The organism is Comamonas testosteroni ATCC 11996 (genome assembly GCF_000241525.1).
Lineage (GTDB): Bacteria > Pseudomonadota > Gammaproteobacteria > Burkholderiales > Burkholderiaceae_C > Comamonas > Comamonas testosteroni.
This window is the reverse complement of record NZ_AHIL01000011.1, coordinates 121,678-147,727: the sequence shown is the minus strand read 5'-3', so window position 1 is coordinate 147,727 and position 26,050 is coordinate 121,678. Positions and strand designations below refer to the sequence as shown.

The following is a 26,050-nucleotide window of genomic DNA, read 5'->3' as shown; positions in this document are numbered from 1 at the left end:
TGCTCATTGATTGATAGCTGGATGCGCTTGTGAGGCAGGCGCTACAGCCTTGTTTTATGAAGTCATCAGATACAGAAGCTGCCCGGCCATTTGTCGAATTCAAGGACGTCTGGCTGGCCTATAACGAAGAGCTGCTGCAGGCCAACCACTTTGCGGTGGAGGCCATCGACCTCACGGTACAGCGCGGCGAGTTCATTGCCATCGTCGGTCCCTCGGGCTGTGGAAAGTCCACGTTCATGAAGCTTACGACGGGCCTGAAGATGCCGTCCATGGGGCGCATCACGGTCGATGGCCAGCGAGTGACCGGGCCGCTCAAGATCTCGGGCATGGCTTTCCAGTCGTCCTCGCTGCTGCCCTGGCGCACCACGCTGGACAATGTGCTGCTGCCGCTGGAGATCGTGGAGCCGCACCGTTCGCAGTTCAAGCAAAAGCGCAAGGAATACGAGGCACGTGCCATCGAGCTGCTGGGCAAGGTGGGCCTGGCAGGGTATGAGCGCAAGTTTCCCTGGCAGCTTTCCGGCGGCATGCAGCAGCGCGCCAGCATCTGCCGCGCCCTGATTCACGAGCCGCAGATGCTGCTGCTCGACGAGCCCTTTGGCGCGCTCGACGCCTTCACACGCGAAGAGCTGTGGTGCATTTTGCGCGACCTGCAGGCCGAGCAGAAGTTCAATGTGATCCTGGTCACGCATGATTTGCGCGAGAGCGTGTTCCTGGCCGATACCGTCTATGTGATGAGCAAGAGCCCGGGCCGCTTCGTGGTGCGCCGCGACATCGACCTGCCGCGCCCGCGCGATCTGGAGGTCACCTACACCCCCGAGTTCTCGGACATCGTCTACGAGCTGCGCGGCCATATCGGCGCCCTGCGCAAAAGCGGCACCGACACCGCTGCAGCCATTCTTCAATAAGGCGCTCCATGAAACATCAAAAAACCGCCGAGCGCTGGGCCCCCTGGCTGCTGTTGCTGCTGATCGTCCTGCTCTGGCAGATCATCTGTTCGGGCTTCGGCGTCTCGGAATTCATCTTCCCAAGCCCCTGGGCCATAGGCCATCAGCTCTATGAGTTTGCGGGCACGATTGCCATGCATGCCTGGCGCACCTACTGGGTGACTATGGCAGGTTTTGCCTTGGCGATCGTGGTTGGCGTACTGCTTGGGTTTCTGATCGGCTCCTCGCGTCTGGCCTATGCAGCCTTCTATCCGCTGATGACGGCTTTCAACGCCTTGCCCAAGGCAGCGTTCGTGCCGATTCTGGTGGTCTGGTTCGGCATCGGCGCAGGCCCGGCCATTCTTACGGCCTTTCTGATCAGCTTCTTCCCCATCATGGTCAATATCGCCACGGGGCTTGCCACGCTGGAGCCCGAACTGGAGGATGTGCTGCGTGTGCTGGGGGCCAAGCGCTGGGACGTGCTGATCAAGGTCGGTCTGCCGCGCTCCCTGCCGTATTTCTACGGCTCGCTCAAGGTCGCGATCACGCTGGCCTTCGTCGGCACCACGGTCAGCGAGATGACGGCTGCCAACGAGGGTATCGGCTATCTGCTGGTCTCAGCCGGATCTTCCATGCAGATGGGCCTGGCCTTTGCGGGGCTGATCGTGGTGGGGGCCATGGCCATGGTGATGTACGAGTTGTTCAATCTGCTGGAAAAGCACACCACTGGCTGGGCGCGTCGCGGCTCTCAGGGCGAGTGATGCACTGTTTCTGAGCGCAGCACCTGAAAACGAGAAAGGCCAGCCGGATCATTGATCCGGCTGGCCTTTTTGTGCTTTGTAGTCAATGCCTAGCTGGCCGTGCGGCAGCTGGCAAATGCATCCAGTGGCTGCTTGTAGGTCGGTGAGGTGACATCCATCAGACCCATTACTGTATGAAACAGGTTGTCATGCGAGAGCGGCTGGTCCAGCGTCTTGCTCAGGCAGGTCTGATTCAGGCCGGTGCGAGCACCCAGCGTTCCCAGCCAGGCAATCATGGGCACATGTTTTTGATTGTCGGGTGCCATGGCGTAAGGCATGCCGTGCAAATAGACACCGAGCTCGCCCAGCGATTCGCCATGGTCTGACATGTAGAACATGCCGGTTTCAAACTGGTTTTGCTGGGTCTTGAGCCAGTCTATGGTCTGGGCCAGGAAGTGGTCGGTATAGCGAATGGAGTTGTCGTAGACATTGACCACGCTTTGTTGCGAGCAGCTTGACAGGGCATTGGTGGCGCACTCGGGCTTGAACGCCTTGAGGTCTGCCGTGGAGCGCTTGAAGTAATCGGGGCCGTGACTACCCATCTGGTGCATGACCAGTACCAGGCCCTTTGCGCGGCGTGCGGGGTCCAGCTTGGCGATGCGCTCGTCCAGGCCGCTGAGCAGCAGTGCATCCAGGCATTCGCCATCCTGGGCGCACAGCGCCTTGCCGGCCGGCGTATTCACGCTGTCGGCGGTATCGGCCATGGGGATGCGCTTGCACACGCCTTTGCAGCCTGCCTGATTGTCCACCCAGAGCACGGCCAGTCCGGCGGCCTGCAGTACGTCAAGCAGGTTGTCATGCTCGACCTTGGAGGCGTAAAAGCCTTCACGGCCCAGGTTGGAGAACATGCAGGGCACCGATTCGCGGGTGCTGGTGCCGCAGGAGCGGGCATTGCGCCAGCTCAGCACGTCGCGCTTGGCCAGCTCAGGGTTGGTATCGCGCTCATAACCGTTGAGGCTGAAGTTCTTTGAGCGTGCAGTCTCGCCGACCACCAGAACCAGCAGCGGCGGTTTCTGGGCTGCCGCATAGCTGGCACCCAGAGCTGCGCCACCAGTGATAGTGACAAAGGGCCTGGGCTTGTTGAGTATGGGGTCCAGCGCCACCGAGGCAGCGGACAGCACGGGGTTGATCGGGTTGATCATGTAGCGTAGCCAAAGATTGTTGCGCACCACGGGGGCCAGATCACGGTACGAAACGGCCAGCGATGCGGCTATCAGGGCAATGCCGCCCAGCAGCAGCAATGCGGTGCGCAGCATATTGCGCCAGGCGCTGTTAGCACGCTTGAGCGGGGTTTTCCACAGCCAGATGGCAGGCAGTATGGCGATGATCAACACCTCGGCCAGCAGCTTGATGTTGAACAAGTCCGAGCTTTCGCGCGCATCGGTCTGTAGGATGTTGTGAATCATGCCCTTGTCCATCACGGTGCCGTAGCTGACCATGAAGTACTGGGAACTGGCCGCCACCAGCAGCAGCGCAACCCAGAGGGGCTTGGTAAAGCGCGGCCAGGCAAACAAAGAGGTCAGCAGAAGGCTGGCACCCAGCACCAGCGGCACAACCCGCAGGGCAAGCAGGGCCAGACTGCCGTGATAGCCGTCCAGGGAAGGCAGGCGCAGCCACAGGGCCCAGTTGGCCGTCAGTGTCAGCCAGATGGCCAGGGCCAGAGCGATGAACTGAGGCGTTCGAGGTTGAAAAAACCCCTTGAAAAATGGGGTAGAAACGGAGTCTTGGGTAGCCACGGCAGAGGGCAAAAAATAGGTATCGGAGAAGTCTGGCGAGACTTTCTTAAAAACCGCTGAAACCTCCTATATGGCTAACCCGTGTAAAAAATTGTTTTATGTCAATTTGACGTATTTATTGGCACTGAGTCGCTGTTTTTGCCGCTTCTCCCCATTGGGCGCATAGCCGCAGCTTGCGTTCTTCAGCAGGCAAGGCTGCCAGCTCGCGCATCTGGGTATAGAAGCCGCGCCAGGTCTCTGGAGTGGCCGGGCCTTCGCCGCGCAGCTGCAGCCACCAGCGAGTCATGGCCGGCACCCAGTCGTCATAGGCGGCAAGGGCTCCGAAACTGGCGTTATTGGCCTGCGCCACCCATTCATCGGTCTGGGTCAGGCGCCGGTAATACTGCTCGCGCAGGGCGAAGCTGGTCAGCAGGGGCTCGTCAGTGGCAATCCATTGCGTTCTGAGCTGCGCATAAGTGGCACGGAATTCGTCAAATACTTTGCTTTTGATGGCTTCCAGCGCTTTGGCATCAAAGGCTTCAGCATTTTTCTGTTCATAAATCTGTTGCAGGCGCTGACGGGTCTCGCGCGTCAGCTGCTGCCATAGCTCGCGCCGCTGCAGGCTCTGCTGCCAGCGTTGCTGTGTGGCGGCGCTGGCATGGCTGTGCAGCCACAAAGGTGTGGCCATGCGTTCCACCGTGGTGGCAAAGGATTCGTTGAAGGCCGTGTCGTTCTTCACATACAGCAGCTGGTGGGCCAGTTCGTGGAACAGCAAGCCGGCAAAGTCACCCTCCTGCCAGGAAGTGAAGGTGCTGAGCAAGGGGTCGCCGCCCAGCCAGTTCAGATAGCCCAGCGTGGAGTAGGCAGGCACGCCATAGACGCTGGTTTCCAACCCCAGGGACTGAAGCGTTTGTGCCTGCGCCTGTGCGTCGCTCTTGCTGAAGTAGCCTCGGTAGGCAATGCAGCCGGTGACGGGAAAGCACCATTGGTGCATCTCCAGGCTGTAGGCCGGGGCTGCCACCACGTTCCAGACCGCAAACGGACGCTGCAGCTGGGCGTAGCGGGTGTAGCTGGCGTTGTCGGGCAGAGCCAGCTCCCGGCTGGCGAAGCGGCGCATCTGTTGCGCGGTCTGCAGACGCTGACGCAGTGCTGCGGAGGTGCTGTCTTCGGCGAGCCAGTCATCAATAGGTCGTGCGGCCTGAAGAATCTGCATCTGCCCCTTGAAACCTTGCCAGTAATAGCCGGCGCTGCTGCAGCCCGTCAGGCCTGCAATTGCGGCACTAATTCCCAGCAAAGCCCTCAGGCTGACTACACTCATCCTTTTTCTCATTGCGCTTGTCCGCCTGTCTGGTTTCGCTTCATGGATTTTCTAACGCTCGCCATCATTGTCACCACCGTGCTCTACGTGCTCAAGAAGCAGGAGCAGCGTCAGCACACCCAGCTTCTGGCCCAGCATCTGGCACGCTTTCAGATCGAGAAGCTCATGGCCAATCTGATGGAGGGATATCTGCGTGTCATCGGCGAGAAGGATGCGCAGAGGCGTGAACAGATCTGGCCCGTGCTGGCCAATACCGAGAGCAGTCTGGTGAGCCAGTTTCAGCGTTTCGCGGATGAATTCGCCACCTTGCCGCCCGAGCAGACGCGCGCCAGCACCCTGCCGCTGGCGCTGCCCTATATGACCCGGGTTCTGCCTTCGGCCACCATGGATGTGCGCGAGACCATGAAGCTTCATGCCCAGGCGCTGGCGGCTGCCCGTGTGGGTGATGCGGCCGACGAGGAAGAGCGCAAGCGCCGAGCCTTCACCATGACGGCTGAGCTGATGCTGATGCAGCACACTTGCCACTGGTTCTGCCGCAGCCGCACCGTTGCCTCCATGCGCTTGCTGGCGCGTCACAAGACGGCTTATGAACAAGTGCTGCAGTCTGTGGCCCCAGCCACCCTCAAGGCCTACGACAGGCTGGTGAAAGCCCGCAACTGATCCTCTGCCAGACCTGGAGGCAGTTTTAGGCAGGGATGTTTTCCGTCTTGACCCTGCCATAGTCGATGTGAACAATGGTTTTCATGAAAAACCTGTTGAGCACATTGGAGCCGCTGCTAGCAAGACTTCCTGTGACTGCATCGATACAGCTTCCCTCGGGCGAGCATATCGGGCCTGAACACAGTGCGGTTCAACTCATTTTTCGCTCTCCCAAGGCTGTTGCGGCGCTGCTGGATGGTCAGATCGGCTCGATTGGGTCGGCCATCGTCGAGGGCTGGGTGGAGGTCAAGGGCAGCTCCCGCGACATCATGACGGCAGCGGCCGGGCTGCTGCGCGGTGATCCGGTCAGTCATACGCCCTCTTGGCTGGGGCAGACGGTCTCCAAGGCCAGGTCGCTGGCCATGCACACGCTGACCCGCGATGCCGAGCAGATTCAGTTTCATTACGATCTCTCCGACGACTTCTACGCGCTGTGGCTGGACCCGCGCCGCGTCTATTCCTGCGCTTACTACAAAGAGCAGGGCATGAGCCTGGCGCAGGCGCAGGAGGCCAAACTCGATCACATCTGCAAAAAGCTCAAGCTCCAGCCCGGAGAGCGCTTCTGGGACATAGGTTCCGGTTGGGGCGGGTTGATCTTCTGGGCGGCCGAGTATTACGGTGTTCAGGCCCATGGCATCACGCTGTCGCGCAACCAGTTCGAGCATGTGCAGCGCCTGATCTCCGAGAAGGGCCTGCAGGGCAAGGTCCAGGTCGAGCTGCGTGATTACCGGCAAATGGGTGATGTGGAGCCGTTCGACAAGATCGGCTCGGTCGGCATGTTCGAGCACGTGGGCAGCGCCAATCTGGAGGAATACTTCGAAACCATTTATTCCATGCTCAGGCCTGGCGGTCTTGCATTGGTCCATGGCATCACGGCGGGCGGCGTCAGCAATGTGGAGCTGGGCGCCGGCATGGGCGAGTTCATCAACCGCTACATCTTTCCCGGAGGCGAACTCATGCATGTCAGCCGCGTGCTGCATGACCTGGCTGCCAGCGGGCTGGAGATGGTGGACACCGAAAACTTGCGCCCACACTATGCACGCACGCTATGGGCCTGGTCGGATACGCTGGAGTCCCGGCTGGGCGAGGCACAGGCCATTTTGCAGACCCAGTATGACGAGGAAAAAGCCGCTAAGGCGCTGCGTGCTTACCGCCTCTATCTGGCAGGATCGGCCATGGGCTTCGAGCATGGCTGGATTGCGCTGCATCAGATGCTGTGCAGCAAACCTGATGGCGATCTGCGCAGCGGCGCGATGACCGGTGCGCAGAGCGGCTATCCTTTTAACCGCGAATACATCTACCGTTGAAGGAACCGCTCCATGCCCTACAAATTCAAATCGCGTGCCACGGCAGACCTCATCATGCTGGACGCCAACGGCCGCAAGCTGCTGGAAATCATCGGCAAGTCGCCCGACGAGGTACACGGCATCATCACCGTGGAGCAGATTCCAGCCGCCATTGCCGCGCTGGAGGCGGCTGCCGCCGAGGAGGCAGTTAGGCGCAAGCAGCCGGAAGACGACGCGCAGGACGAAGATGCCGCGCCTGCGAGCCAGGACAGCGTGGCCCTGGGCCAACGCATCGTGCCTTTTGTCGACATGCTCAGGCGCAGTGCCGCCGACGGCAAGGAAGTGACCTGGTAAGTTCCATCCCCTTCCGGGCACCCCAAAAAAAAGCCTGCAGATGCAGGCTTTCTGTTTTTTACGAGCTCGCGCCCTGTCAGTCGGCGTAGATGCCGGCGGCCTTGATGACCTTGCCCCACTTGGCGATTTCAGACTCCACAAACTTTTTGTGGCCGGCAGGGTTGGTGCGGTCGTCCGTGGCAATCACGGCACCCAGGGCTTCCTGGCGCTTGATGAACTCGGGGTCCTTGAGCGAAGCCTTCATGGCTTCGTTGATCTTTTGCACCACATCGGCAGGCGTGCCCTTGGGGGCGTACAGACCGTGCCAGATGGTCACGTTGAAGTCCTTCAGACCCAGGGATTGCAGCGTGGGCAGGTCCTTGAGTGCAGGCGTGGTCAGAGGCTTGGCAGTGGTCACGGCATAGGCCTGGACCTTCTTGGCGGCAATCTGCGAAGTGGTGTTGGTGGTCTGGTCGCACAGCAGGTCCACCTGGTTGCCCATCAGGTCGGCAATCGCAGGAGCTGCACCCTTGTAGGGAACGGGCGTCATGTCCTGCTGCAGCGAGGCCTGGAACATCAGGCCGCACAGGTGCGAGGCCGAGCCCACGCCGGCGTTGGCCAGATTCACCTTGCCCTGGTTCTTGCTGACCCAGTCCTTGACTTCGGCGAAGTTCTTGGCGGGCAGGGTGGGGCGACCGATCAGTGTCATGGGCACATCGTTGATGATGCCGGCGTACTCGAAGTCGTTGAGCACGTTGAAGGACAGCTTGCGGTACAGCGTCGGGATGGTGGACATGCCGATATGCGTCAGCAGCAGCGTGTAGCCGTCATTGCGTGCGCGTGCTGCCTTGGCCGTGCCAATCGTGCTGCCGGCACCGTCTGCGTTGTCGATGACGATGGTGGCGTTGTTCAGCTGCTTGCGCATGGATTCGGCCAGGTCGCGTGCCACCTTGTCGGTGGGGCCGCCTGCCGTGAAAGGCACAATGATCGTGATCGTCTTGCCAGCGGCAGGGTAGCTGTCGGCATGGCTGCTGATGGCAGCGGTGGCAGCCAGAGCAATGGTGGCGATCTTGAAAATAGTTTTCACAGTGTCTCCCTAAAAATAATGTGCAAGCAGACCAGGACGGTTCGCTTTTCGTGACGTAAAGCCGGATTCTAGGTAGCGCTAATCTGTGGGGTTTTTGTTATTTTCTAAGTGTTATCCCTTGATGGAGCGGGCGATCACATTGCATTTGCGTTAAAGCAAACTGGTTGCCTGTCGCGTATTGGCGACACATGATCAGGGGCTTGGTCCCGGTGCACAGCCTTTAGGCCGCAGAGTCAGCCGAAGCCTGCTGCTCTTCACTGATAGGAACGCGCGTCCTCGATCACCTTGCCGTCATTGGGCAGGCTGCCAGGAGATACCATCTGCACTTCGCCGCGCAGCTTGGTGACTTCGCGCAAGGCGTCGATCACCTGCAGGGCAAAGCCCGGCGCGGTTTCTGTGGTTTCAACCAGCAACTGCATCTGGTCGTTGGCCATCTCACCTGTCACCACCAGCCTGGCCCTGGCGATCTGCGGAAAGCGCTTGGCGACCTCAGCCACCTGTTTGGCATGCACAAACATGCCGCGGACCTTGGTGGTCTGGTCGGCGCGGCCCATCCAGCCTTTGATGCGGGCATTGGTGCGGCCCGTGGGGCAGGCTCCTGGAAGATAGGCCGAGAGATCGCCCGTGCCGAAGCGGATCAGCGGATAGTCGGGGTTGAGCGTGGTGATGACCAGCTCGCCCACCTCGCCCTCGGCCACAGGGTCGCCGGTTCCAGGGCGCACGATCTCCACGATCACGCCCTCGTCCAGAACCAGGCCTTCGCGCGCGCTGGTTTCATAGGCAATGAGGCCCAGATCGGCCGTGCCGTAGCTCTGGTATGCGTCGATGCCATGCTCGCGCATCCATTGGCTGAGTGAAGGCGGAAAGGCTTCGCCGCTGACCATGGCCTTGGTCAGGCTGGGCAGCTTCACTCCCATCTCCTGGGCCTTTTCCACAATGATTTTCAGAAAGCTGGGCGTGCCCACATAGGCGGCTGGCCGCAGATCGGCCATGGCCTGCACCTGCTGCTCGGTCTGGCCCGTGCCGCCTGCAAACACCGTGCAACCCAGTGCCTGGGCACCGGTTTCCATCATCGATCCGGCGGGCACGAAGTGATAGCTGAAGCAGTTGTGCACCAGCTCGCCGGCCCTGAAGCCTGCGGCGTACATGGAGCGGGCCATGCGCCAGTAATCGGTGCGACGGCTTTCGGGTTCGTAGATGGGACCGGGGCTGGCAAACAGCCTGGGCATGTCGTGGCCCAGGCCAATGGCATTGAAACCTCCGAAGATCTGGCGCGGGCGCAGCGCGGCCTGGCGCTCCAGCAGTTCGCTCTTGCGGGTGACGGGGAGCTGCGCCAGTGCGCTGCGGTTCGTGATGCTTGTTGCATCCACGCCCTTGAGGATCTCGGCAAACGCAGCCGAGCGCTGCTGGGCATGGGCGATCTGCGCGGGCAATGCAGCCATCAATGTCGCTTCGCGCTCATCAGGGCTGCGTATTTCCAGGGAGTCGTAGAAGTCACTCATGGCAAATCCTGTAGGGAAAATCTGCAAACAAAACGGAAAACAATGGGCGTTAGCTCTGAGAACTGACCTGCACCCAGCGAGAGGCGGCGAGCAAGCGCCGCCGCGCAGCGAGGCTGTCGTCCCCCTTGGGGGAAGCGGTGCAGCCGCTCAGGGGGTATCCGTTACGCCAGCCAGCGCTTGCGACGCTTGTAGCTTTTCACATCCTTGAAACTCTTGCGCTCACCGCCGCCCACGCCCAGGTAGAACTCCTTGACGTCCTCGTTGCTGGCCAGATCCTTGGCTGAGCCGTCCATGACGATGCGCCCGCTTTCCATGATGTAGCCGTAGTCGGCGTATTTAAGCGCCATATTGGTGTTCTGCTCGGCCAGCAGGAAGGTGACTTTTTCCTTGCTGTTGAGGTCTTTGACGATGTGAAAGACCTCGTCCACGATCTGCGGCGCCAGGCCCATGGAGGGCTCGTCCAGCAAAACCATACGCGGATTGCTCATCAGCGCGCGGCCGATGGCGCACATCTGCTGCTCGCCGCCCGAGGTATAGGCCGCCTGGCTGGTGCGCCGGGTCTTGAGGCGCGGGAAGTAGTTGTAGACCTTCTCGAGATTGGCAGCAATCTCGCCCTTGTCCGTGCGGGTGTAGCTGCCCGTCAGCAGGTTTTCTTCAATGCTCAGGTGGGCAAAGCAGTGCCGGCCTTCCATGACCTGCACCACCCCGCGCTTGACCAGGTCGGCCGGCGAGAGGTTGGCGATCTGCTCGCCCTCCAGCGTGATGCCGCCCTTGGTGACTTCACCGCGCTCGCCCTTGAGTAGATTGGAGATGGCGCGCAGCGTTGTGGTCTTGCCCGCGCCATTGCCGCCCAGCAGGGCCACGATGCTCTGGTGCGGCACTTGCAGAGAGACGCCCTTGAGCACCAGGATCACATGGTTGTAGATGACCTCGATGCCATTGACTTCCACCAGGGGCGTGGCCTGCGGGGAAGTGGAAACTGTGTGCGCGTTATCGGTCATGCGGTCACCTGGTAACTCAAAATAGATAGCTGTAAACGCTTTTTAGGTAAGCGATTGAGGCTGATTTTTGTCAATCCAGTTGCGGCGAGGCGAGCCTTGGTCAGAGACATCAGGCAAGGGCCGATGCCGGCCGCTTGCCCCGCAGCGGGGATGTAGCCCCCCTCAGGCACTTGGTGCCGGAGAGGGGGAAGGCGCGAAGCGCCTCAGGGGGTGCAGGTCCTTACCTTGACGTTCTTTTCCTTGGCGTACTTGTCCGCAAATTCTTTGTAGAGCGGATCGACCATGGACTTGTCGGCCTGGTACCAGTCGGAGCTCACCTTGAACTTGCTGCCGTCCCAGGTGGCAATACGCGCCCAGTCGGCACCCAGGTGGTTTTCGCAGCTGGTCTTGAAGGGGCGGATGATCTTGCCGAAGCCCAGCTCGTTCAGGCGTTCCTGCGTCATGTTCAGGTTCTCCAGGCCCCAGCGCACCTGCTCGGGTGTCATGACCTTGCCCTTGCCGAACTTCTCCTGTGCGGTGCGGATGGCTTCGACCTGCAGCATGGAGATCACCATGCCGCGGGTATGTGCCAGTTGGCCCAGCTCCTTGGCGTCCTTGGCCGTGCCCTGGCCCTTGTCGTAGAGCATGGACTTGATATCCGCATGCACCTTGTCGCTTTCGGCCGTGTTGTGAATGGTCACGGTGTTGTAGCCCTTGGCTCCGGCGCCTATGTCTCGCACGTCATGGTCGGAGCCGCCCCACCACACGGCGTACATCTTCTCGCGTGGGTAGCCCGTGGCCTGTGCCTCACGCACGGCCGTGGGCGTCATCACGCCGGCCGACCACAGCAGCACATAGTCGGGGCGGCTCTGGCGGATCTGCAGCCAAGTGGATTTTTGCTCCACGCCGGGGGCGGTCACGGGCAGCTTGATCAGCTCAAAGCCGTCCTTGGCTGCGCGCTTTTCCAGCAGCGGAATGGGTTCCTTGCCATAAGGCGAGTCGTGATAGACCAGTGCGATCTTCTTGCCCTTGAGGCTGCCTTTTTCCTTCTTCAGGATGTCCTGCACGATGGAGTCGGCGGCGGTCCAGTAGTTGCCCAGCAGCGGGAAGTTCCACTCGAAGACCTTGCCGTCCACGGACTGGGACAGGCCATAGCCCGGAGTGACCACCGGCACCTTGTCACCGGGGGCCTTGTCGGTCACGGCAAAGGTGATACCGGTGGACTGGGTGTCAAAGCCGGAGGCGCCGCCATCCTTGTTCTTGAGGCGCTCGTAGCATTCCACGCCCTTGGCCGTGTCATAGGCGGTTTCGCACTCCTCGAACTTGATCTTCACGCCGTTGACGCCACCCTTGGCATTGACCAGCTTGAGGTAATCCTGCTTGCCATCCGCCCATGGAATGCCCAGGGGCGCGAACTGGCCTGTGCGATACACCAGCAGAGGCACGAACTGCTCCTGGGCCTGAGCCGCAGGCGAGGCCATCAAGGCTCCCATGCCTGCAGCAACAGCAGCGGCAGCAATCGCAACTTTCTTGAACATCATCGACTGTCTCCTTGGGTTGTATGGGACGCTGTCCCGGTTGCAGGCACTCTGCGGTGTCTTGAAGAAAAGAATACTGAGGTAGCTCAACGGTCCATGAACCTGCATGACTCGCTGCGCGGCATTGAGCCAGGGGGCCGTGCACACGGAGGAAGGCCTGCAGCGTTTCAGCAGATGCTTCATGCTCAATGCGGGAACGGCCAGACGCGCAGCTTCTGACGGGCCGTGGCCCAGAGCTTGGCCAATCCGTGGGGTTCCACAATCAGGAAGAACACGATGAGCGCACCAAAAATCATGTGCTCGAGATAGGTTGCCGTTGCCGTGGATAGTGGCAGGCCCAGCCAGTGAGGCACCTGGTTGAGCAGCAGCGGCAGCAGCACGAAGAAGGCGGCGCCGAAGATGCTGCCCACGACCGAGCCCAGGCCGCCGATGATGATCATGAACAGCAGTTGCAGCGAACGATCCAGACTGAAGGCTGCAGGTTCCCAGGCACCCAGGTGGACAAAGCCCCAGAGCGCGCCGGCCACGCCGACGATAAAGCTGCTGACTGCAAAGGCCGACAGCTTGGCGTAGGTGGGGCGAATGCCGATCACTGCAGCGGCCACATCCATGTCGCGCATGGCCATCCATTCACGACCTACCGAGCTGCGCACCAGATTTTTGGCGGCCAGGCCGAGCAGACACAGAATCGCCAGGCACAGCAGGTACTTTTCCATGGGCGTGTCGATGGCCCAGCCCAGAATGGCCAGCGGCTTGGCGCTGACCGAGCCGGAAGAGGAGTTGTTCGTCACCCAGGCCGCGCGGGTCGCCAGCCAGTCGACAAAGAACTGGGCGGCCAGCGTGGCCACGGCCAGATACAGGCCGCGAATGCGCAGGCTGGGCAGACCGAACACCACGCCGAACGCCATTGCCACCACGCCGCCGCCCAGAAGTGCTACCAGCAAAGGCATGCCTTCAATGCGGGCCTGCAGGTTGTAGGCCGCATAGGCACCCACGGCCATGAAGGCGGCGGTACCCAGCGAAATCTGGCCGCAGTAGCCGACGAGAATATTGAGTCCGAGCGCTGCCAGCGACATGATGACAAAGGGAATCAGAATCGCCTGAAAGGTGTAGTCGCTGGCAATGAAGGGAATGGCAAGGAAGGCAAAGGCCAGCACCAGCAGGATGACCCAGCGGTCCTGGGCGACGCCAAAGATCTGCTGGTCTGCTGCGTAGCTGGTCTTGAACTGGCCGTTTTCACGATAAAACATTTTCTTGTTCTCCCCGTTCAGACGCGGTCAATGATCTTGTCGCCGAACAGACCTTGTGGCCGAACCAGCAAAAAGCAAAGGGCCAGACCATAGGCAAACCAGGTCTCGATGCCGCCTCCCACCATGGGGCCGATATAGACCTCGGAGAGCTTCTCTCCCACGCCGATGATCAGGCCGCCGATGATTGCGCCGGGCAGCGAGGTCAGGCCGCCCAGAATCACCACAGGCAGTGCCTTCAGGGCCACCAGCGACAGCGAATACTGAACGCCCAGCTTGCTGCCCCAGATGATGCCGACGACCAAAGCCACGCCGCCGGCCACCGACCAGACGATGACCCAGATGCGCGACAGCGGAATACCGATGGACTGAGCGGCCTGGTGATCGTCGGCCACGGCGCGCAGCGCGCGTCCGGTCTTGGTCTTCTGAAAGAAAAGGCTCAGGCAGATCACCAGGATGGCTGCAATGCAGGCCGCATACAGGTCTTCCAGGCTGATCATCACGCCGCCCTGAAACAGGCTGTTCATGATGAAGACCGGGTCCTTGGGCATGCCGACGTCAATCTTGTAGACCTCGCTGCCGAAGACCATGGGGCCGAGACCATCGAGCAAATAGGCAATGCCCAGCGTGGCCATCAGCAAGGTGATGGGCTCCTGATTGACCAGATGGCGCAGGGCCAGACGCTCGATCACCCAGGCCACGCCCACCATCAGCGCCAGAGTGACGACGATGGCCAGCAGATTGCCGACCAGTCCCGGCTCCAGGCCCAGCCAGCCGGGAATCCACTGCGAGAAGCGCGCCATGGCCAGGGCCGAAAACAGCACCATGGCGCCTTGCGCAAAGTTGAAGACGCCAGAGGCCTTGAAGATCAGCACAAAGCCGATGGCGATCAGTGCGTACAGCGTGCCCACCATGAGGCCGCCGAACAATGTCTCTAAGAAAAATCCCATGACTGCTCCTTCAGTGGCCTGCGCCCAGGTAGGCTCTGATCACGTCTTCGTTGTTGCGTACTTCATCGGGAGCGCCGTCGCCGATCTTCTTGCCATAGTCCAGCACCACGACACGGTCCGAAATGTCCATGACCACGCCCATATCGTGTTCGATGAGCACGATGGTGGTGCCGAACTCTTCGTTCACGTCAAGGATGAAGCGGCACATGTCCTGCTTCTCTTCCACGTTCATGCCGGCCATGGGTTCGTCCAGCAGCAGCACCTGCGGCTCCATGGCCAGCGCACGGCCCAGGTCCACGCGCTTTTGCAGGCCGTAGGGAAGCTGGCCCACGGGAGTCTTGCGATAGGCCTGGATTTCGAGAAAGTCGATGATGTGCTCGACGAACTCGCGGTGCTGCATTTCCTCGCGCTGCGCAGGGCCGATACGCAGGGCCTGCATGAGGATGTTGCTCCTGATCTTGAGGTTGCGGCCGGTCATGATGTTGTCGATCACGCTCATGCCCTTGAACAGTGCCAGGTTCTGGAAGGTGCGTGCGACACCCATCTCGGCCACCTGGCGGCTGTTCATATGACTGAAGGTCTGGCCGCGAAAGGTGATGGAGCCTTCGGACGGCGTGTAGACGCCGTTGATGCAGTTGAGCATGGAGCTCTTGCCGGCACCGTTGGGGCCGATGATGGAGCGGATTTCGTGCTCTTTGACGTTGAACGAGATATCGGTCAAGGCCTTGACGCCGCCGAAACGCAGGCTGATGTTCTTGATGTCCAGGATCACGTCGCCGCTGGTTCTTGTATTCATGAAAATTCCTCTCAGGCGGCAGCCTTGGCCGAAGCCGGGTGGAGCTTGGCGTCGACAATGGTCAGCGTGGCGCTGACGCTGCCCGTGCGGCCGTCCTCGAACTTCACCAGGGTCTCGATGAACTGCTGCTGCTTGCCGGTGTAGAGTGCCTCCACCAGCACGCCGTACTTGTCGGCGATGAAGTTGCGACGCACCTTGCGGGTGCGGGTCAGCTCGTCGTCATCGGGGTCCAGCTCCTTGTGCAGCACCAGAAAGCGCGCCACCTGGGTGTCGGCCATGCCGGGCTCGCTGGCCAGGTCGGCGTTGACCTTGTCTATGCAGTCGGCCACCAGCTCCAACACCTTGGCCTTGCTGGCCAGGTCCACATAGCCGCCGTAGGGCAGACCCTGGCGCTCGGCCCAATTGCCCACGGCCTCGTAGTCGATATTGATGAAGGCGCAGACCTCGTCCTTGCCATGACCGAAGCACACGGCTTCCTTGATATGCGGGAAGAACTTGAGCTTGTTCTCTATGTAGTTGGGTGCGAACATGGCGCCGCGGCTGGTCTTGCCCACATCCTTGGCACGGTCGATGATGCGCAGCTGGCCGTTGGCATCGATCACGCCGGCATCGCCGGTATGGAAATAGCCGCTGGCGTCGATCACCTCGGCCGTGGCGTCGGGGCGTTTGTAGTACTCCTTGAGAACGGACACGCCCTTGACCAGCACCTCGCCGTTGTCGGCAATCTTGAGCTCGATGCCCGGAGCCGCCTGGCCCACGCTGGAGAGCTCCACCTGGCGGTCGCGCTGCAGGCAGACATAGGCACAGGTTTCGGTTTGGCCGTAGAGCTGCTTGAGGTTGATGCCGATGGAGCGGAAGAAGCGAAACAGCTCGGGGCCGATGGCGGCACCCGCCGTATAGGCCACGCGAATGCGCGACAGGCCCAGTGCATTGCGCAGCGGCCCGTAGATGAACAAGCTGCCCAACCGGTATTTGAGGCGATCCACGGCACCGACGTTCTTGCCGTCCAGAATGTCCGAACCGACGCGACGAGCCACCTCCATGGCCTTGGCATACATCCACTGCTTGAGTGGCGACGCATCTTCCATGCGGATGGAGACCGAAGTCAGCATGCCCTCGAATATGCGTGGCGGAGCAAAGTAGTAGCTGGGACCGATTTCGCGCAGGTCGATGGCGATGGTCGAGGCGGATTCCGGGCAGTTGATGGTGAAGCCCGCTACCAGCCATTGCGCAAACGAGAACAGATGGTCTCCCACCCAGGCCGGCGGCAGATAGCAGATCACATTGTCCGAAGCATTCAGGCCATCGGTCTGCACGCCGCCGCGGGCGGATTCGCCAAAGCTGGCATGGGTCTGGCACACCCCCTTGGGCTTGCCCGTGGTACCCGAGGTATAGAGGATGACCGAGACATCGTCGGGCGAGATGGCCTGGACCATGGCCTCATAGGCTCCCGGATGCTGTGCATCCCATTCCTTGCCCTTGGCCAGCAGCTCCTCGGTGCTGACGAGGCCGGGTTGATCATATTTGCGCAGGCCGCGCGGATCGTCATAGATGATGTGACGAATTCCGGGAACGCTCTCGCGAACTTCCAGCAGCTTGTCCACCTGTTCCTGGTTCTCGGCGAAGGCAAACGCGATCTCCGCGTCCTCCATCACAAAGCGCATCTCGGCGGCCACGGCATCCTGGTACAGCGGAATAGGCACTGCGCCACAGGCCTGAACGGCCAGAAAGCCCATGTAGACATGGGGCCGGTTATCGCTGATGAACGCCAGGTTCTGGCCACTTTCAAGCCCCAGCGCGCGCAGGCCGCAGGCCATGTGGCGTACGGTCTGCGCAGCTTCGCGCCAGCTCCAGGTCTGCCAGATGCCATACTCTTTCTCGCGCAGGGCGGGCGCATCGGGGCGTTCTGTCGCGTGCTTGAGCAGCAGTTGCGGGAACGTGGTTGTCATGCCTGATCCTCTTGGTTGGGGTTGGAGCCGCCGTGGCTACCCTTCACGAAAGTCTTGCAGACATGCTATGAGTGACTTTGACGTCAGGATGTCTGTTTGACGACAATTTGAGGGAAAGCCTGCATAGTGAAAATCCGCTGTAACAAATGCTGCTGAAAATGGCGCATTTGCTGCCTCGTGGAAATCCCGCTGTTGCGCCAGCGCGGCTTTGGCAATGCTTCTGGGCATGAGTCAAGAACTGTCCCTGCATCAAAGGCGGCGCAAGCCTTTGAGCTCAGAACTCGATGGCATTCCCTGGTGGCCCGTTCTGTTGCCCATAGAGCGTGAAAACGTGGCACGCGTGCTGCTCGTTGGCGATGCCGAGCCGGGTGACTATGTCTGTCGCACCGGTCGCCCGCCTACCTACTGGTTTGGCGTGGTCGACGGTCTGCTCAAGATGAACACCGAAAGCGCCGACGGCGTCAGCATGACGCTGGCCGGGCTGCCGCCCGGCGGCTGGTTTGGCGAGGGAACGGTCATCAAGCGCGAGCCCTATCGCTACAACGTCCAGGCTATCCGCAAGACCGTTGTGGGCGGCCTGCCCATAGACATGTTCCACTGGCTGCTTGATCACTCCATAGGCTTCAATCGTTTTGTAATGAACCAGCTCAACGAGCGGCTGGGCCAGTTCATCGCAGCGCGCGAGATCGACCGCATGAGCAATCCCGATCTGCGCGTGGCGCGCACCCTTGCCGCCTTGTTCAACCCCTTGCTCTACCCTGGCGTGGGGCAGATTCTGCGTATCACCCAGCAGGAACTGGCCAATCTGGTCGGCCTGTCGCGCCAGCGTGTGAACGAGGCCTTGTCGGTGCTGCAGCGCGAGCGCGTGATACAGATCGAGTATGGCGGCCTGCGCGTACTGGACCTGGAGGCACTGCGGCATGGAGAGTTCTGCGCGTCGCGCAAGGCGCTTGCCTGAGGGACGTCCTATAACCTAGCTCCGCGCTGGAATTGTGGATAACTCTCGCCTCGCGCCCGCGCGTCGCGAGACAATTACGCCCAAATGTCAGTCAAACCTCCTAAAGAGTCCGGCGCCCCTGGTGCTGGCAAATCCTCCGCGCCCTCGGATTCCTCGTCGGCGCGCCCTGTTTTGCGTGCACCGGCCAAGCCAGCCAAGGCCGAAAAGCCTGCGGCAGCCCGTGGCCCCCGGCCCGCAGGCGGCTCCGATCGCGGCCCGCGCAGCGAAGGCCCGCGTGGCGAGCGTGGCGCACGCCCTCAGCGCGAGCGCGACGAGCGCCCTCGCGCTTCCGGCTTTGGTCGCCCAGACGGCGGTCGTCCTGCTCGTGACGATGGCGAACGCCGCGGCGGCTTCTCGCAGCGCGACGAGCGCCGTCCCCGCGCTGATCGCGATGACCGCTTTGCCGAAGGCGGCGAGCGCCGCTTTGGCGGCGGTGACCGCGGTTTCCGCCCCTATGGCGAGTCGCGTGATGGTGATCGCGGTGGCGAGCGCCGCGAGTTTCGTCCCCGTGACGACCGCCGTGATGACCGTCCGCAAGGCGGCCGTGACTTTGGTGACCGTCCACGTTCGTCCGGTTTTGGCCGCCCCGACCAGGGCCGCTTTGAGCGCTCCGAAGGCGCAGAGCGTCGCGAATTCCGTCCTCGTGACGACCGCCGTGATGACCGTCCGCAAGGCGGCCGTGACTTTGGCGAGCGTCCACGTTCGTCCGGTTTTGGCCGTCCTGACCAGGGTCGCTTTGAGCGTTCCGAAGGCGGCGAGCGCCGTGAATTCCGTCCTCGTGACGGCGAACGTCGTGGCGGTGATCGCTTTGAAGGCCGCCGCGATGAGCGTCCTCAAGGTCGTGAATTTGGTGACCGTCCGCAAAACCGTGGTTTTGGTCGCCCAGACCGCTCCGAAGGTGGCGAACGCCGCGAATACCAGTCCCGTGATGCCGAGCGCCGTGGTAGTGATCGCCCGCAAGGCCGTGACTTTGGGGACCGTCCGCAGAACCGTGGCTACGGTGACCGTCCCGAAGGCCGCTCCTTTGATCGTGACGACCGCCGCAATGACGAGCGCCGTGGTGAACGCCGCGAAAGCCGCCGCGACGAGCGTGGTGGCGAGCCTGAAAAGCGTCATATCCCCGGCTCGTTTGTGTCGGAGGCCACACGCCGCCCGACGACCGGAATCCGCACCTACCGTCCTGCTGCCGATGGCTCGGACCGTGCAATTCCCGTCAAGCGCGCACCCGAAGCCGAAGCGCGCCAGGACGATCGTCCCGGTGCCGTGCGCATCAACAAGCGCATTGCCGACATGGGCCTGTGCTCGCGTCGCGAAGCCGACGAGTGGGTTGAAAACGGCTGGGTCACGGTCAACGGCGAAGTCGCAACCATGGGCCAGAACGTGGTGCCCGGCGACAGGATCGAGATCGACCAGAAGGCTCAGGAACGCCAGGACCAGCAGGTCACCATCCTGCTGAACAAGCCCATGGGCTATGTCAGCGGTCAGGCCGAGGACGGCCATGAGCCCGCCGTGGTGCTGATCACCAACGAGAACCGCTGGAATGAAGACCGCAGCAAGACGCGCTTCAACTTCAGCCAGCTCAAGGGCCTGGCTCCCTGCGGTCGTCTGGATATCGACTCCGTGGGCCTGCTGGTGCTGACCCAGGACGGCCGCGTGGCGCGCCAGATCATTGGCGAGGACTCGGAAGTCGACAAGGAATATCTGGTGCGCGTGACCTTCGGCGACCGCGACGTGGATGTGCAGTCCGTCTTCCCCGAGGAAAAGCTGGCCCTGCTGCGCCATGGCCTGTCGCTGGACGAGCAGCCGCTCAAGCCGGCCCAGGTGGACTGGCAGAACCCCGAGCAGCTGCGCTTTGTGCTGACCGAAGGCAAGAAGCGTCAGATTCGCCGCATGTGCGAGCAGGTCGGCCTCAAGGTCGTGGGCCTCAAGCGCATCCGCATCGGAGGGGTGACCCTGGGCAATCTGCCCACCGGCCAATGGCGCTATCTGGCTGCGCATGAGAGCTTTTGATACCCCCTGAGCGGCTCCGCCGCTTCCCCCAAGGGGGGCGGTCAGCTTCGCCGCAAGGCGGCTTTTGTTCGCAGTCCCTCAGAAAAGGGTGACGTTATTTTTAGTGAAAATGGCCTCTACCCCTTTGCTGGAAAGCGCAAGTAGCTATTCTTTTTGAATAAGCGCTTGCGCTTTTTTCATGGCGACATGAAAAGGGACCTGGCTCTCAATACAAGACGTTGACAATCACGTTGTCGGTGTATGAGCCGGGCCTGACATTGCCGTTGCTGATGCGCCCGTATATGTTGATGGGACTTGCGGCGTACGAGCCCGTACCGGTGCCACCGAAGGTATTGCTGTTGCTGACATTGCCCCAAGGCAGGCTGCGTCCGGCATCGCGATATAGCCCGTAGCTGACATAGGTGTCCGGGTTATTGCTTGCCGTGCCGGCATTGCGCAGTGTGCCTTTGCCATCGGTGGGAGTCGGTGTTCCGCTGGGTTCCAGTGCGATGTTGTAGGGCGTGGTGCTGGTGCAGCGGGCATTCAGGCTGCTGCTGGTGTCAAAGGGGCCTGTTGTCAGCGGATTGATATTGCCAAAATCCATATTGCTGGCGCTGCTGATCTGGATTTGGCAGGCTTTTTGCACCGTTGCCGTGACACTGAATGACAAGGTGGCCTGGCTCAGCACGACGTTGGCACTGCTGGTGGATTGGCCTAGGCAGGTCACCGTGTTGCTGCTGCCCGTGCGGACAATGATGCTGGCCTGGGTTGTGCTGAAATCGCTGCGGTAGGCCCCGGGAATGGTGGTGCTCTGGCCGGAACCGATGTTTGCCGTAAACGGTATGGTGGCTGATTGGTAGTTGTATGAACCAAAGACGCCATTGACCAGCCAGGCTGACGGGAGTTGCAGCACGATCTGAGGGGGCGACGAGCCCGCCAGGTTGTAGGAGCCCCAGACTGCGCCATCGCTGCGGTAGATCTGGTACTGCAGCGGCGTCAGGCTTCCTGTCGTGCTCATGTTGCGTGCAGCGGCCGTTCCACCTGCACTGCCGTCACCAAAATTGATGCAAATGGCCGCATAGATGGAGGTGATTCCTAAGAGGCTAATAGTGGTGTTGTAGCACTGAAAGGAAAGCTGTCCGCTGGTGCTGGCTGGCGCATCAAATGGCGTAAAGCTGCCGAAATTCACATTCGGCATGCTGAAGGTATTGCACACCACGTTCTGCGCCTTGGCGGTTGTTGGCACAAGCAGCCAGACCATGGAGACGGCCAGAAGGCTGAGAAGCATGCGAACGGTGGTCTGTTTCAGCAGAGAGATAAGGAATTCCATGGCGCAACCTTTATCGACAGGTGATCGGGCCTATCACGGGAATTTCATTCACGGACTCAGCGGTATCAGGCCAGCGGGCATGGGCAGTGCATTGACCTCCATCGGGCAGGTTGACCGTGATACGGTTGTCGGCAGCCAGTTGCTCGAAGTACACCATGCCGTCATAGCCGACGATGCTGCTGATCGTCGCTGCGTCCCTGCTGTGATCTTGCACGACAGCACGGCTGCCGGTGGCAACGGGCTGACCCGAAGCATCGTGCAGCACGATGCTGGCTGAGCGAATGCGCTGCAGATCGAACTTGACCAGTGTTCCCGCCCTGTCTGTCGGGACGATGTTGAGCTCGGGCTGGGGCACTTTGAATTGTGCGGGAAGCTGCATGGGGTCAATGGAAATCCTGTTGTTGCGATAAGCCCCGAGTTGCGTGACCAGCAGCAAGCCTTGCTCGCTGGTCTGCCCTGCAGAATTGTTTTCCCGCTTGATGGGGATGTTTGCAAGTCCATTGGTGCTGACGAGGGCAAAGCCGTCGTAGATACGACGACTGGCCAGCAGATGCCCGTCCATCAGCACGAGCGATCCAGACGCTCCTGCGGAGGCGCTGCTGATGCCTCGGTTGCTGGCGATGGATGCGTTGGCTTCGAAATGCTGGGCCAGATAATCGGCTCGTGCCTGGCCAGAATTGCCATCGCCGTGCTGGGCGGCAACACTCCAGCCCCAGCCGCCATCGTTGGCGCGGGATTGGCTGGCGTAGGCACTCAACAGGCTCTGCTGGTTCTGGCGGCTGGCCGTGGCACCCAGGTTGAGCCTGCCATCGAGAAACCAGCTCAAGGCCAGTTGCACATTGCTCTGGCGGCTATCGTCCAGATCATGATTGACACTGAGGCTGAGGGCGCCTTGGCCTCCCAGGTTACGGCTCCACCCTGCAGTGGCATAGCGCTGTGTCTTGTTGCCATAGCTGGACAGGTACAGCAGGCCGATATTGAACGCTCCCAGTTTTTTATCGTTGTACCCCAGCATGGCGCGCCCGGATGCCTTGGGTCGAACCACGTCATACAAGGATGCCGCATCACGGAAGCTGCGGTTGGCGCGCATGCCTTGCAGTGCGGTGAAGAACGATTGGTTGTTCCAGGTGTGCCCCAGTTGGACCAGCGCTCCAGCCTCGCCATCCTTACGGCTGATGGCGCTGGCTGCAGAAAGCACGCCAAAGGCCCCGGCCTGCCAATGCGCACCAGCACCAAGGTTCAGCAAGCCCGAGGTGGCCTCTGCATGCGTGAGTACGGTCAATTGGTTGCTTACACCCCTGCTCCAGGAGCCGCTGACGACCGGGACGCGGCCATAGCTGAAAGACTCGTAGCCGTAGTTCTTGCGCACCCAGCCAGCCTCTACAGACCAATCGCTCAAACCCTCGGCCAGCAATTGCGTGCTGCCGTAGAGGCTGTATTGCAAAGTGGTGTTGCGGCCCAAGGCATCGGTCAGAACAATCTGTGCATTTCCCATTCCTGAGATGCCCACCGGCGTGTTCAAAGTGAAGGGGCCCGCATTCACCGTGCCCTGGTATTGCTTGATCCCGTTGATGTACAGCGCAATATCGGATGGCAATGCGCTGGTGCCCATCAGCGCCGGCATGGGTGATGTGATGCGATAAGGCTGCAGTGAAAAATTGCGTGAAATCTGGATGCCGCCGATGCGCGTGGCGCGTGACCAGGGCTGCATGCTGGTCAGCGTGTCGCCGAGGCGAAAGGTCAGCATCTGGTTGGGAAAGGACTGGCTGTAGGTCGTATCCAGTCGTACCTGGCGAAATTGATCATGGCTCGTTCCCAGCTGGCTGGTGCTCGAAAATTGGGACAGCATGGTCGTCGCGAGCACCTTGTCCGCCATGAAGGCTCGCCACTCGGTAATCGCACTCAGCGCGCGCGATCCCTTGCTATCAAAGCCATAGGCATCGTAGTTCAGCAGCAGGCCGTGAGAGCTGTGGGATGGCTGGCCTCGGACGCCGTTGGCGGTAAGCTGGGCGCTGGCCCATTGCAGCCGCGTGAAGGGAATGTTCAGCGTCAAACTCTGCATCGCCATATTGAGCTGAATTTGCAGCTCCTCGATGGCATCCAGTTCAATCCATGGATTGGTTGGGGCGGAGGTCTGCGCTGCAGGCGAGGGTAGGGATTCGTTTCTCAGGCCCAGTACGGCAAGTGTGTCCCGGCGCATGGATAAGCGCTTGCCTCGCAGCAAGGCCGGTTGCAGGCCGAAGTCCCGGGTGTTGAGCTGCACGGAGAGCATCAGCTCGATGCCTTCCTCTCTGGAGGCAAGAGAGGCCCGAGGCGCAAGCGGTGCAAGATCCGACAGGCGAAAGGGTTGATTGCTGCCCGGGGCTGGATCGCTCTGTGTCTGGGCCCAGCCACAGGATGTGCCCAGCAAACTCGCTGTGCCAAGGATGAGTGCAGCGTTTCTGCTAAATGCCATGGTGCTCGCGCATGGCACAAGATCACGGCTGAAGCTTGATCATCTGGGTGTCCGAGTTGATCTGCGCCTGAAAACCTTTGAGAGATTGCGCCCGGGGCGCAGCCGCGAGCTTCCATTGCCGGGTGCTTCCGGGGAGCACATAGCCGAGCATGCCGCTGATCAAAGGGCGTGTTTGTCCCTCCGTGGTGACTGCACTGAGATCTGCAAGCTGGGCGCGTACAGAGGCGTGGTTGGTGACACGCACGATCCACTGTCCTGTGGAGTCATCTTTATGGGAAGACCACTCAAGCTGTGAGCCGATATCTTTGATGGAGTCGTCTGTGGCGTCACCGATAAACACCGGGACGGAGTAGCGCATCAAGAAGTTCATACCAAAGGTTCGCCTGGAGGGTGTGGGTGTTGGCGGCCTCAGGGCTTCTGGCACTTCGGCCGGCAGCTCGTCAACGATGAGTCTGTAAGCCGTTTCCGTGCCAATGGCGGGTGCAGCGCCGGTGCGGATGATGCGCACAAGCTGCTTGCCTCCCGGCGGGATTTCCACCACTGGAGGGCTGATCGTGAGCTGAGCGGTGGAGGACATGAGATCTTCCCCGTCTGCTTGTGACCATTTGAAGACCCGAATCTGGGCCGTCAAAGGAGAAGAGTTGGTGTTGCTCAGCCAGATGCCAGCGGCATTGTTGTTGATGGGCATCTGTATGGATGCAGGTGCCACCTGCAGTCCGCCCGCATATGCCAATGGCATGTGACAAAACACGCACGCCGCCAGCGAAACGACGAAGCCCTGTTTTTGAGGCATGAAACGCATGGAGTCCCTCCGCAACTTCTCATTTTTTGATCACCGAACACGGCTCTTGGCGCGCTGCCGGTTTGCCTTGTGCGGGCCAGCGCCTCGTCACGCTCAGCTTTTGGTTTTGTGATTCGTGTTGCAAGCGCTTTGTGAAAGCTGCTCACAAAGCTGTCAACCATGAAGCAACTGGAAAATGCAAAGCTTTGGTCAGTCCTGCGATAACCGGACTCTGCACGCATCATGCCAAGGCCTTTGCACTGCTTGGGGCCGTACGTCAGGCTTGATCAGTAGGTCACGGTCACCGTGACTATGTCAGCATAGTTGCCAGGCTCGACATTCCAGACCGTGCCTGCCACTGCTGCAGTTGCGACATAGGTTTGTACTGCGCCAGTGCCTGTCCCGGTGACGGTATTGCCTCCAGCACCCGTCTTGTTGCCCCAGGCGTTGCTTGACGGAGAATTGATTTGGTAAGCAATCCTTTGGTCAGCGGTGGGCGAGGCGGCTCCGACCTTGGTCATGGTCCCTGCGCCTGTGGTGTTGGCGTTAGAGGGTGTGAGGCCGATTTCGTAAGGCGTGCTCTTCGAGCACTGAACAGCAATCGACGTGGTTTTGCTCTGGGCTGTAGTGCTCGTGGTGTCTACAGTGTCAAAAACGATATCGGCCGGGTTGGTGGGCGTGACCGAGCAGGCTTTGAGCACCTGGACCTTGACATTGAACGAGCCGGTGACAGTTTCGGCAAAAGTGGCAGTGGTGGCTATGCCCAGCAGCATGGCTGCGATGCCTGACAGAACGGGGCGTTGACTACGCATAAAGACTCCTTCAAAGCGAAGAGGGACCTCTGCTGTGCCAACTCAGTGCGTCAAGACAAGATATGGAAAAGGTAGTTGAGAAAACTCATGGATCGCTTCATGGAAGATTTGAAAATCAAAATTCAATTCGAATATCTGAATCTCACCAAAAAACATTCATAAGAAGATCTACCTTTTATTTTTAGCAAAGAGCTGGTGTTTCAAAATTCTCATAAGGATGAAATAGTTCGTCTTGTAGGAGAAAAGCCCGAGCAAATGTAGGAAATTGTAAATATGCTCTGAATTTGTATGGGTGAGAGGCAATTCTCGATCTTGCTTTTGATCAACGTTTCCTAGTGATTTGGTTTTTTGAAATCTTCTGTTGTCTAAAAATGAATCATGTATTCAAAAGTGATTTTGAAAATCAATATTGAATTCTTCATTTGAATGCGTTGATTGACTATTGGTTTATTTTTTGACGCGTTTGATAGGTTTTCGTCAATAGCACTCATGCAAGCAGAAGGAGCGTCGCAGAAGCTTGAGGCTGTGACGGTCAGACCTCTATGCAACCCGATCGGGCAATG

At 60.3% G+C, this 26,050-nt stretch carries 21 protein-coding genes; 7 read left to right on the top strand and 14 right to left on the bottom strand.

Annotation, left to right across the window (positions count from 1 at the left end; translation table 11 throughout):
- The first annotated feature begins 56 nt into the window (after positions 1-56).
- Entirely contained in the window at positions 57-905 is an 849-nt protein-coding gene (locus tag CTATCC11996_RS04685) for an ABC transporter ATP-binding protein (protein ID WP_003073657.1), read from the top strand.
- Between the two features lie 8 nt (positions 906-913).
- Positions 914-1,684 (top strand): ABC transporter permease, encoded by a 771-nt coding sequence (locus tag CTATCC11996_RS04680; RefSeq protein WP_003073654.1) that lies wholly within the window; start codon positions 914-916, stop codon positions 1,682-1,684.
- 89 nt (positions 1,685-1,773) lie between these two features.
- Here CTATCC11996_RS04680 and CTATCC11996_RS04675 read toward each other — a convergent pair whose 3' ends face one another.
- Both CTATCC11996_RS04675 and CTATCC11996_RS04670 read right to left on the bottom strand, forming a co-directional pair.
- Positions 1,774-3,471, bottom strand: a complete 1,698-nt coding sequence (locus CTATCC11996_RS04675) for a phosphoethanolamine transferase (RefSeq protein ID WP_003073651.1) — start codon at positions 3,469-3,471, stop codon at positions 1,774-1,776.
- Positions 3,472-3,574: 103 nt separating this feature from the next.
- Positions 3,575-4,756 (bottom strand): aminopeptidase, encoded by a 1,182-nt coding sequence (locus CTATCC11996_RS04670; RefSeq protein ID WP_003073650.1) that lies wholly within the window; start codon positions 4,754-4,756, stop codon positions 3,575-3,577.
- Between the two features lie 42 nt (positions 4,757-4,798).
- Here CTATCC11996_RS04670 and CTATCC11996_RS04665 point away from each other — a divergent pair, with 42 nt between their 5' ends.
- From CTATCC11996_RS04665 to CTATCC11996_RS04655, 3 genes are all read left to right on the top strand, one after another.
- A complete protein-coding gene (locus CTATCC11996_RS04665; RefSeq protein WP_003073648.1) occupies positions 4,799-5,416 on the top strand; it encodes a hypothetical protein in 618 nt (205 codons plus the stop codon).
- A gap of 74 nt (positions 5,417-5,490) precedes the next feature.
- Positions 5,491-6,762, top strand: coding sequence for an SAM-dependent methyltransferase (locus tag CTATCC11996_RS04660; RefSeq protein WP_042437587.1), 1,272 nt, complete (start codon positions 5,491-5,493; stop codon positions 6,760-6,762).
- Between the two features lie 12 nt (positions 6,763-6,774).
- Positions 6,775-7,095, top strand: a complete 321-nt coding sequence (locus CTATCC11996_RS04655; RefSeq protein WP_003073644.1) for a DUF1840 domain-containing protein — start codon at positions 6,775-6,777, stop codon at positions 7,093-7,095.
- A 76-nt stretch (positions 7,096-7,171) separates the two neighbouring features.
- Here CTATCC11996_RS04655 and CTATCC11996_RS04650 read toward each other — a convergent pair whose 3' ends face one another.
- The 8 genes from CTATCC11996_RS04650 to CTATCC11996_RS04615 form a co-directional block, all read right to left on the bottom strand.
- Positions 7,172-8,161 carry a tripartite tricarboxylate transporter substrate-binding protein gene (locus CTATCC11996_RS04650; RefSeq protein ID WP_003073641.1) on the bottom strand — a complete coding sequence of 330 codons (990 nt, stop codon included), beginning with the start codon at positions 8,159-8,161 and terminating at the stop codon, positions 7,172-7,174.
- A 254-nt stretch (positions 8,162-8,415) separates the two neighbouring features.
- Positions 8,416-9,663 (bottom strand): phenylacetate--CoA ligase family protein, encoded by a 1,248-nt coding sequence (locus tag CTATCC11996_RS04645; RefSeq protein ID WP_003073639.1) that lies wholly within the window; start codon positions 9,661-9,663, stop codon positions 8,416-8,418.
- Between the two features lie 161 nt (positions 9,664-9,824).
- On the bottom strand, positions 9,825-10,664 hold the full coding sequence (locus CTATCC11996_RS04640; protein ID WP_003073637.1) for an ABC transporter ATP-binding protein: 840 nt from the start codon (positions 10,662-10,664) through the stop codon (positions 9,825-9,827).
- A 203-nt stretch (positions 10,665-10,867) separates the two neighbouring features.
- Positions 10,868-12,184, bottom strand: a complete 1,317-nt coding sequence (locus CTATCC11996_RS04635; protein WP_003073635.1) for an ABC transporter substrate-binding protein — start codon at positions 12,182-12,184, stop codon at positions 10,868-10,870.
- A 182-nt stretch (positions 12,185-12,366) separates the two neighbouring features.
- On the bottom strand, positions 12,367-13,431 hold the full coding sequence (locus CTATCC11996_RS04630; RefSeq protein ID WP_003068654.1) for a branched-chain amino acid ABC transporter permease: 1,065 nt from the start codon (positions 13,429-13,431) through the stop codon (positions 12,367-12,369).
- Positions 13,432-13,448: 17 nt separating this feature from the next.
- Entirely contained in the window at positions 13,449-14,378 is a 930-nt protein-coding gene (locus tag CTATCC11996_RS04625) for a branched-chain amino acid ABC transporter permease (RefSeq protein ID WP_003073633.1), read from the bottom strand.
- A gap of 10 nt (positions 14,379-14,388) precedes the next feature.
- The gene (locus CTATCC11996_RS04620) at positions 14,389-15,174 is read right to left on the bottom strand and encodes an ABC transporter ATP-binding protein (protein WP_003073630.1); all 786 of its coding nucleotides are present in this window, start codon (positions 15,172-15,174) and stop codon (positions 14,389-14,391) included.
- An 11-nt stretch (positions 15,175-15,185) separates the two neighbouring features.
- Positions 15,186-17,123 carry an AMP-dependent synthetase/ligase gene (locus CTATCC11996_RS04615; RefSeq protein ID WP_003073627.1) on the bottom strand — a complete coding sequence of 646 codons (1,938 nt, stop codon included), beginning with the start codon at positions 17,121-17,123 and terminating at the stop codon, positions 15,186-15,188.
- Between the two features lie 226 nt (positions 17,124-17,349).
- On the opposite strand from CTATCC11996_RS04615, the gene CTATCC11996_RS04610 reads away from it, so the two are divergent.
- Together CTATCC11996_RS04610 and CTATCC11996_RS26085 are read left to right on the top strand one after the other, a co-directional pair.
- Complete coding sequence (locus CTATCC11996_RS04610) at positions 17,350-18,081, top strand: Crp/Fnr family transcriptional regulator (protein ID WP_003068662.1); 732 nt, start codon at positions 17,350-17,352, stop codon at positions 18,079-18,081.
- Between the two features lie 84 nt (positions 18,082-18,165).
- Positions 18,166-20,130 carry a pseudouridine synthase gene (locus tag CTATCC11996_RS26085; protein WP_233506371.1) on the top strand — a complete coding sequence of 655 codons (1,965 nt, stop codon included), beginning with the start codon at positions 18,166-18,168 and terminating at the stop codon, positions 20,128-20,130.
- A gap of 205 nt (positions 20,131-20,335) precedes the next feature.
- Here the strand turns inward: CTATCC11996_RS26085 and CTATCC11996_RS04595 are convergent, their stop codons facing one another.
- The 4 genes from CTATCC11996_RS04595 to CTATCC11996_RS04580 form a co-directional block, all read right to left on the bottom strand.
- Positions 20,336-21,439: a Csu type fimbrial protein gene (locus CTATCC11996_RS04595; protein ID WP_003073619.1), complete on the bottom strand. Its 1,104-nt coding sequence runs from the start codon at positions 21,437-21,439 to the stop codon at positions 20,336-20,338.
- A 10-nt stretch (positions 21,440-21,449) separates the two neighbouring features.
- Positions 21,450-23,894: a fimbria/pilus outer membrane usher protein gene (locus CTATCC11996_RS04590; protein WP_080569827.1), complete on the bottom strand. Its 2,445-nt coding sequence runs from the start codon at positions 23,892-23,894 to the stop codon at positions 21,450-21,452.
- A gap of 22 nt (positions 23,895-23,916) precedes the next feature.
- The gene (locus tag CTATCC11996_RS04585) at positions 23,917-24,696 is read right to left on the bottom strand and encodes a fimbrial biogenesis chaperone (protein WP_003073616.1); all 780 of its coding nucleotides are present in this window, start codon (positions 24,694-24,696) and stop codon (positions 23,917-23,919) included.
- A gap of 266 nt (positions 24,697-24,962) precedes the next feature.
- Complete coding sequence (locus CTATCC11996_RS04580) at positions 24,963-25,487, bottom strand: Csu type fimbrial protein (RefSeq protein WP_003073614.1); 525 nt, start codon at positions 25,485-25,487, stop codon at positions 24,963-24,965.
- Between the last annotated feature and the right edge of the window lie 563 nt (positions 25,488-26,050).

Excerpts from the sequence above, each read along its gene's own strand:
- CTATCC11996_RS04685 (WP_003073657.1), top strand. The coding sequence starts at position 57 with ATGAAGTCATCAGATACAGAAGCTGCCCGGCCATTTGTCGAATTCAAG.
- CTATCC11996_RS04680 (WP_003073654.1), top strand. The coding sequence starts at position 914 with ATGAAACATCAAAAAACCGCCGAGCGCTGGGCCCCCTGGCTGCTGTTG.
- CTATCC11996_RS04670 (WP_003073650.1), bottom strand. The coding sequence starts at position 4,756 with ATGAGTGTAGTCAGCCTGAGGGCTTTGCTGGGAATTAGTGCCGCAATT.
- CTATCC11996_RS04665 (WP_003073648.1), top strand. The coding sequence starts at position 4,799 with ATGGATTTTCTAACGCTCGCCATCATTGTCACCACCGTGCTCTACGTG.
- CTATCC11996_RS04660 (WP_042437587.1), top strand. The coding sequence starts at position 5,491 with ATGGTTTTCATGAAAAACCTGTTGAGCACATTGGAGCCGCTGCTAGCA.
- CTATCC11996_RS04655 (WP_003073644.1), top strand. The coding sequence starts at position 6,775 with ATGCCCTACAAATTCAAATCGCGTGCCACGGCAGACCTCATCATGCTG.
- CTATCC11996_RS04645 (WP_003073639.1), bottom strand. The coding sequence starts at position 9,663 with ATGAGTGACTTCTACGACTCCCTGGAAATACGCAGCCCTGATGAGCGC.
- CTATCC11996_RS04640 (WP_003073637.1), bottom strand. The coding sequence starts at position 10,664 with ATGACCGATAACGCGCACACAGTTTCCACTTCCCCGCAGGCCACGCCC.
- CTATCC11996_RS04635 (WP_003073635.1), bottom strand. The coding sequence starts at position 12,184 with ATGATGTTCAAGAAAGTTGCGATTGCTGCCGCTGCTGTTGCTGCAGGC.
- CTATCC11996_RS04630 (WP_003068654.1), bottom strand. The coding sequence starts at position 13,431 with ATGTTTTATCGTGAAAACGGCCAGTTCAAGACCAGCTACGCAGCAGAC.
- CTATCC11996_RS04625 (WP_003073633.1), bottom strand. The coding sequence starts at position 14,378 with ATGGGATTTTTCTTAGAGACATTGTTCGGCGGCCTCATGGTGGGCACG.
- CTATCC11996_RS04620 (WP_003073630.1), bottom strand. The coding sequence starts at position 15,174 with ATGAATACAAGAACCAGCGGCGACGTGATCCTGGACATCAAGAACATC.
- CTATCC11996_RS04615 (WP_003073627.1), bottom strand. The coding sequence starts at position 17,123 with ATGACAACCACGTTCCCGCAACTGCTGCTCAAGCACGCGACAGAACGC.
- CTATCC11996_RS04610 (WP_003068662.1), top strand. The coding sequence starts at position 17,350 with ATGAGTCAAGAACTGTCCCTGCATCAAAGGCGGCGCAAGCCTTTGAGC.
- CTATCC11996_RS26085 (WP_233506371.1), top strand. The coding sequence starts at position 18,166 with ATGTCAGTCAAACCTCCTAAAGAGTCCGGCGCCCCTGGTGCTGGCAAA.
- CTATCC11996_RS04595 (WP_003073619.1), bottom strand. The coding sequence starts at position 21,439 with ATGGAATTCCTTATCTCTCTGCTGAAACAGACCACCGTTCGCATGCTT.
- CTATCC11996_RS04590 (WP_080569827.1), bottom strand. The coding sequence starts at position 23,894 with ATGGCATTTAGCAGAAACGCTGCACTCATCCTTGGCACAGCGAGTTTG.
- CTATCC11996_RS04585 (WP_003073616.1), bottom strand. The coding sequence starts at position 24,696 with ATGCGTTTCATGCCTCAAAAACAGGGCTTCGTCGTTTCGCTGGCGGCG.
- CTATCC11996_RS04580 (WP_003073614.1), bottom strand. The coding sequence starts at position 25,487 with ATGCGTAGTCAACGCCCCGTTCTGTCAGGCATCGCAGCCATGCTGCTG.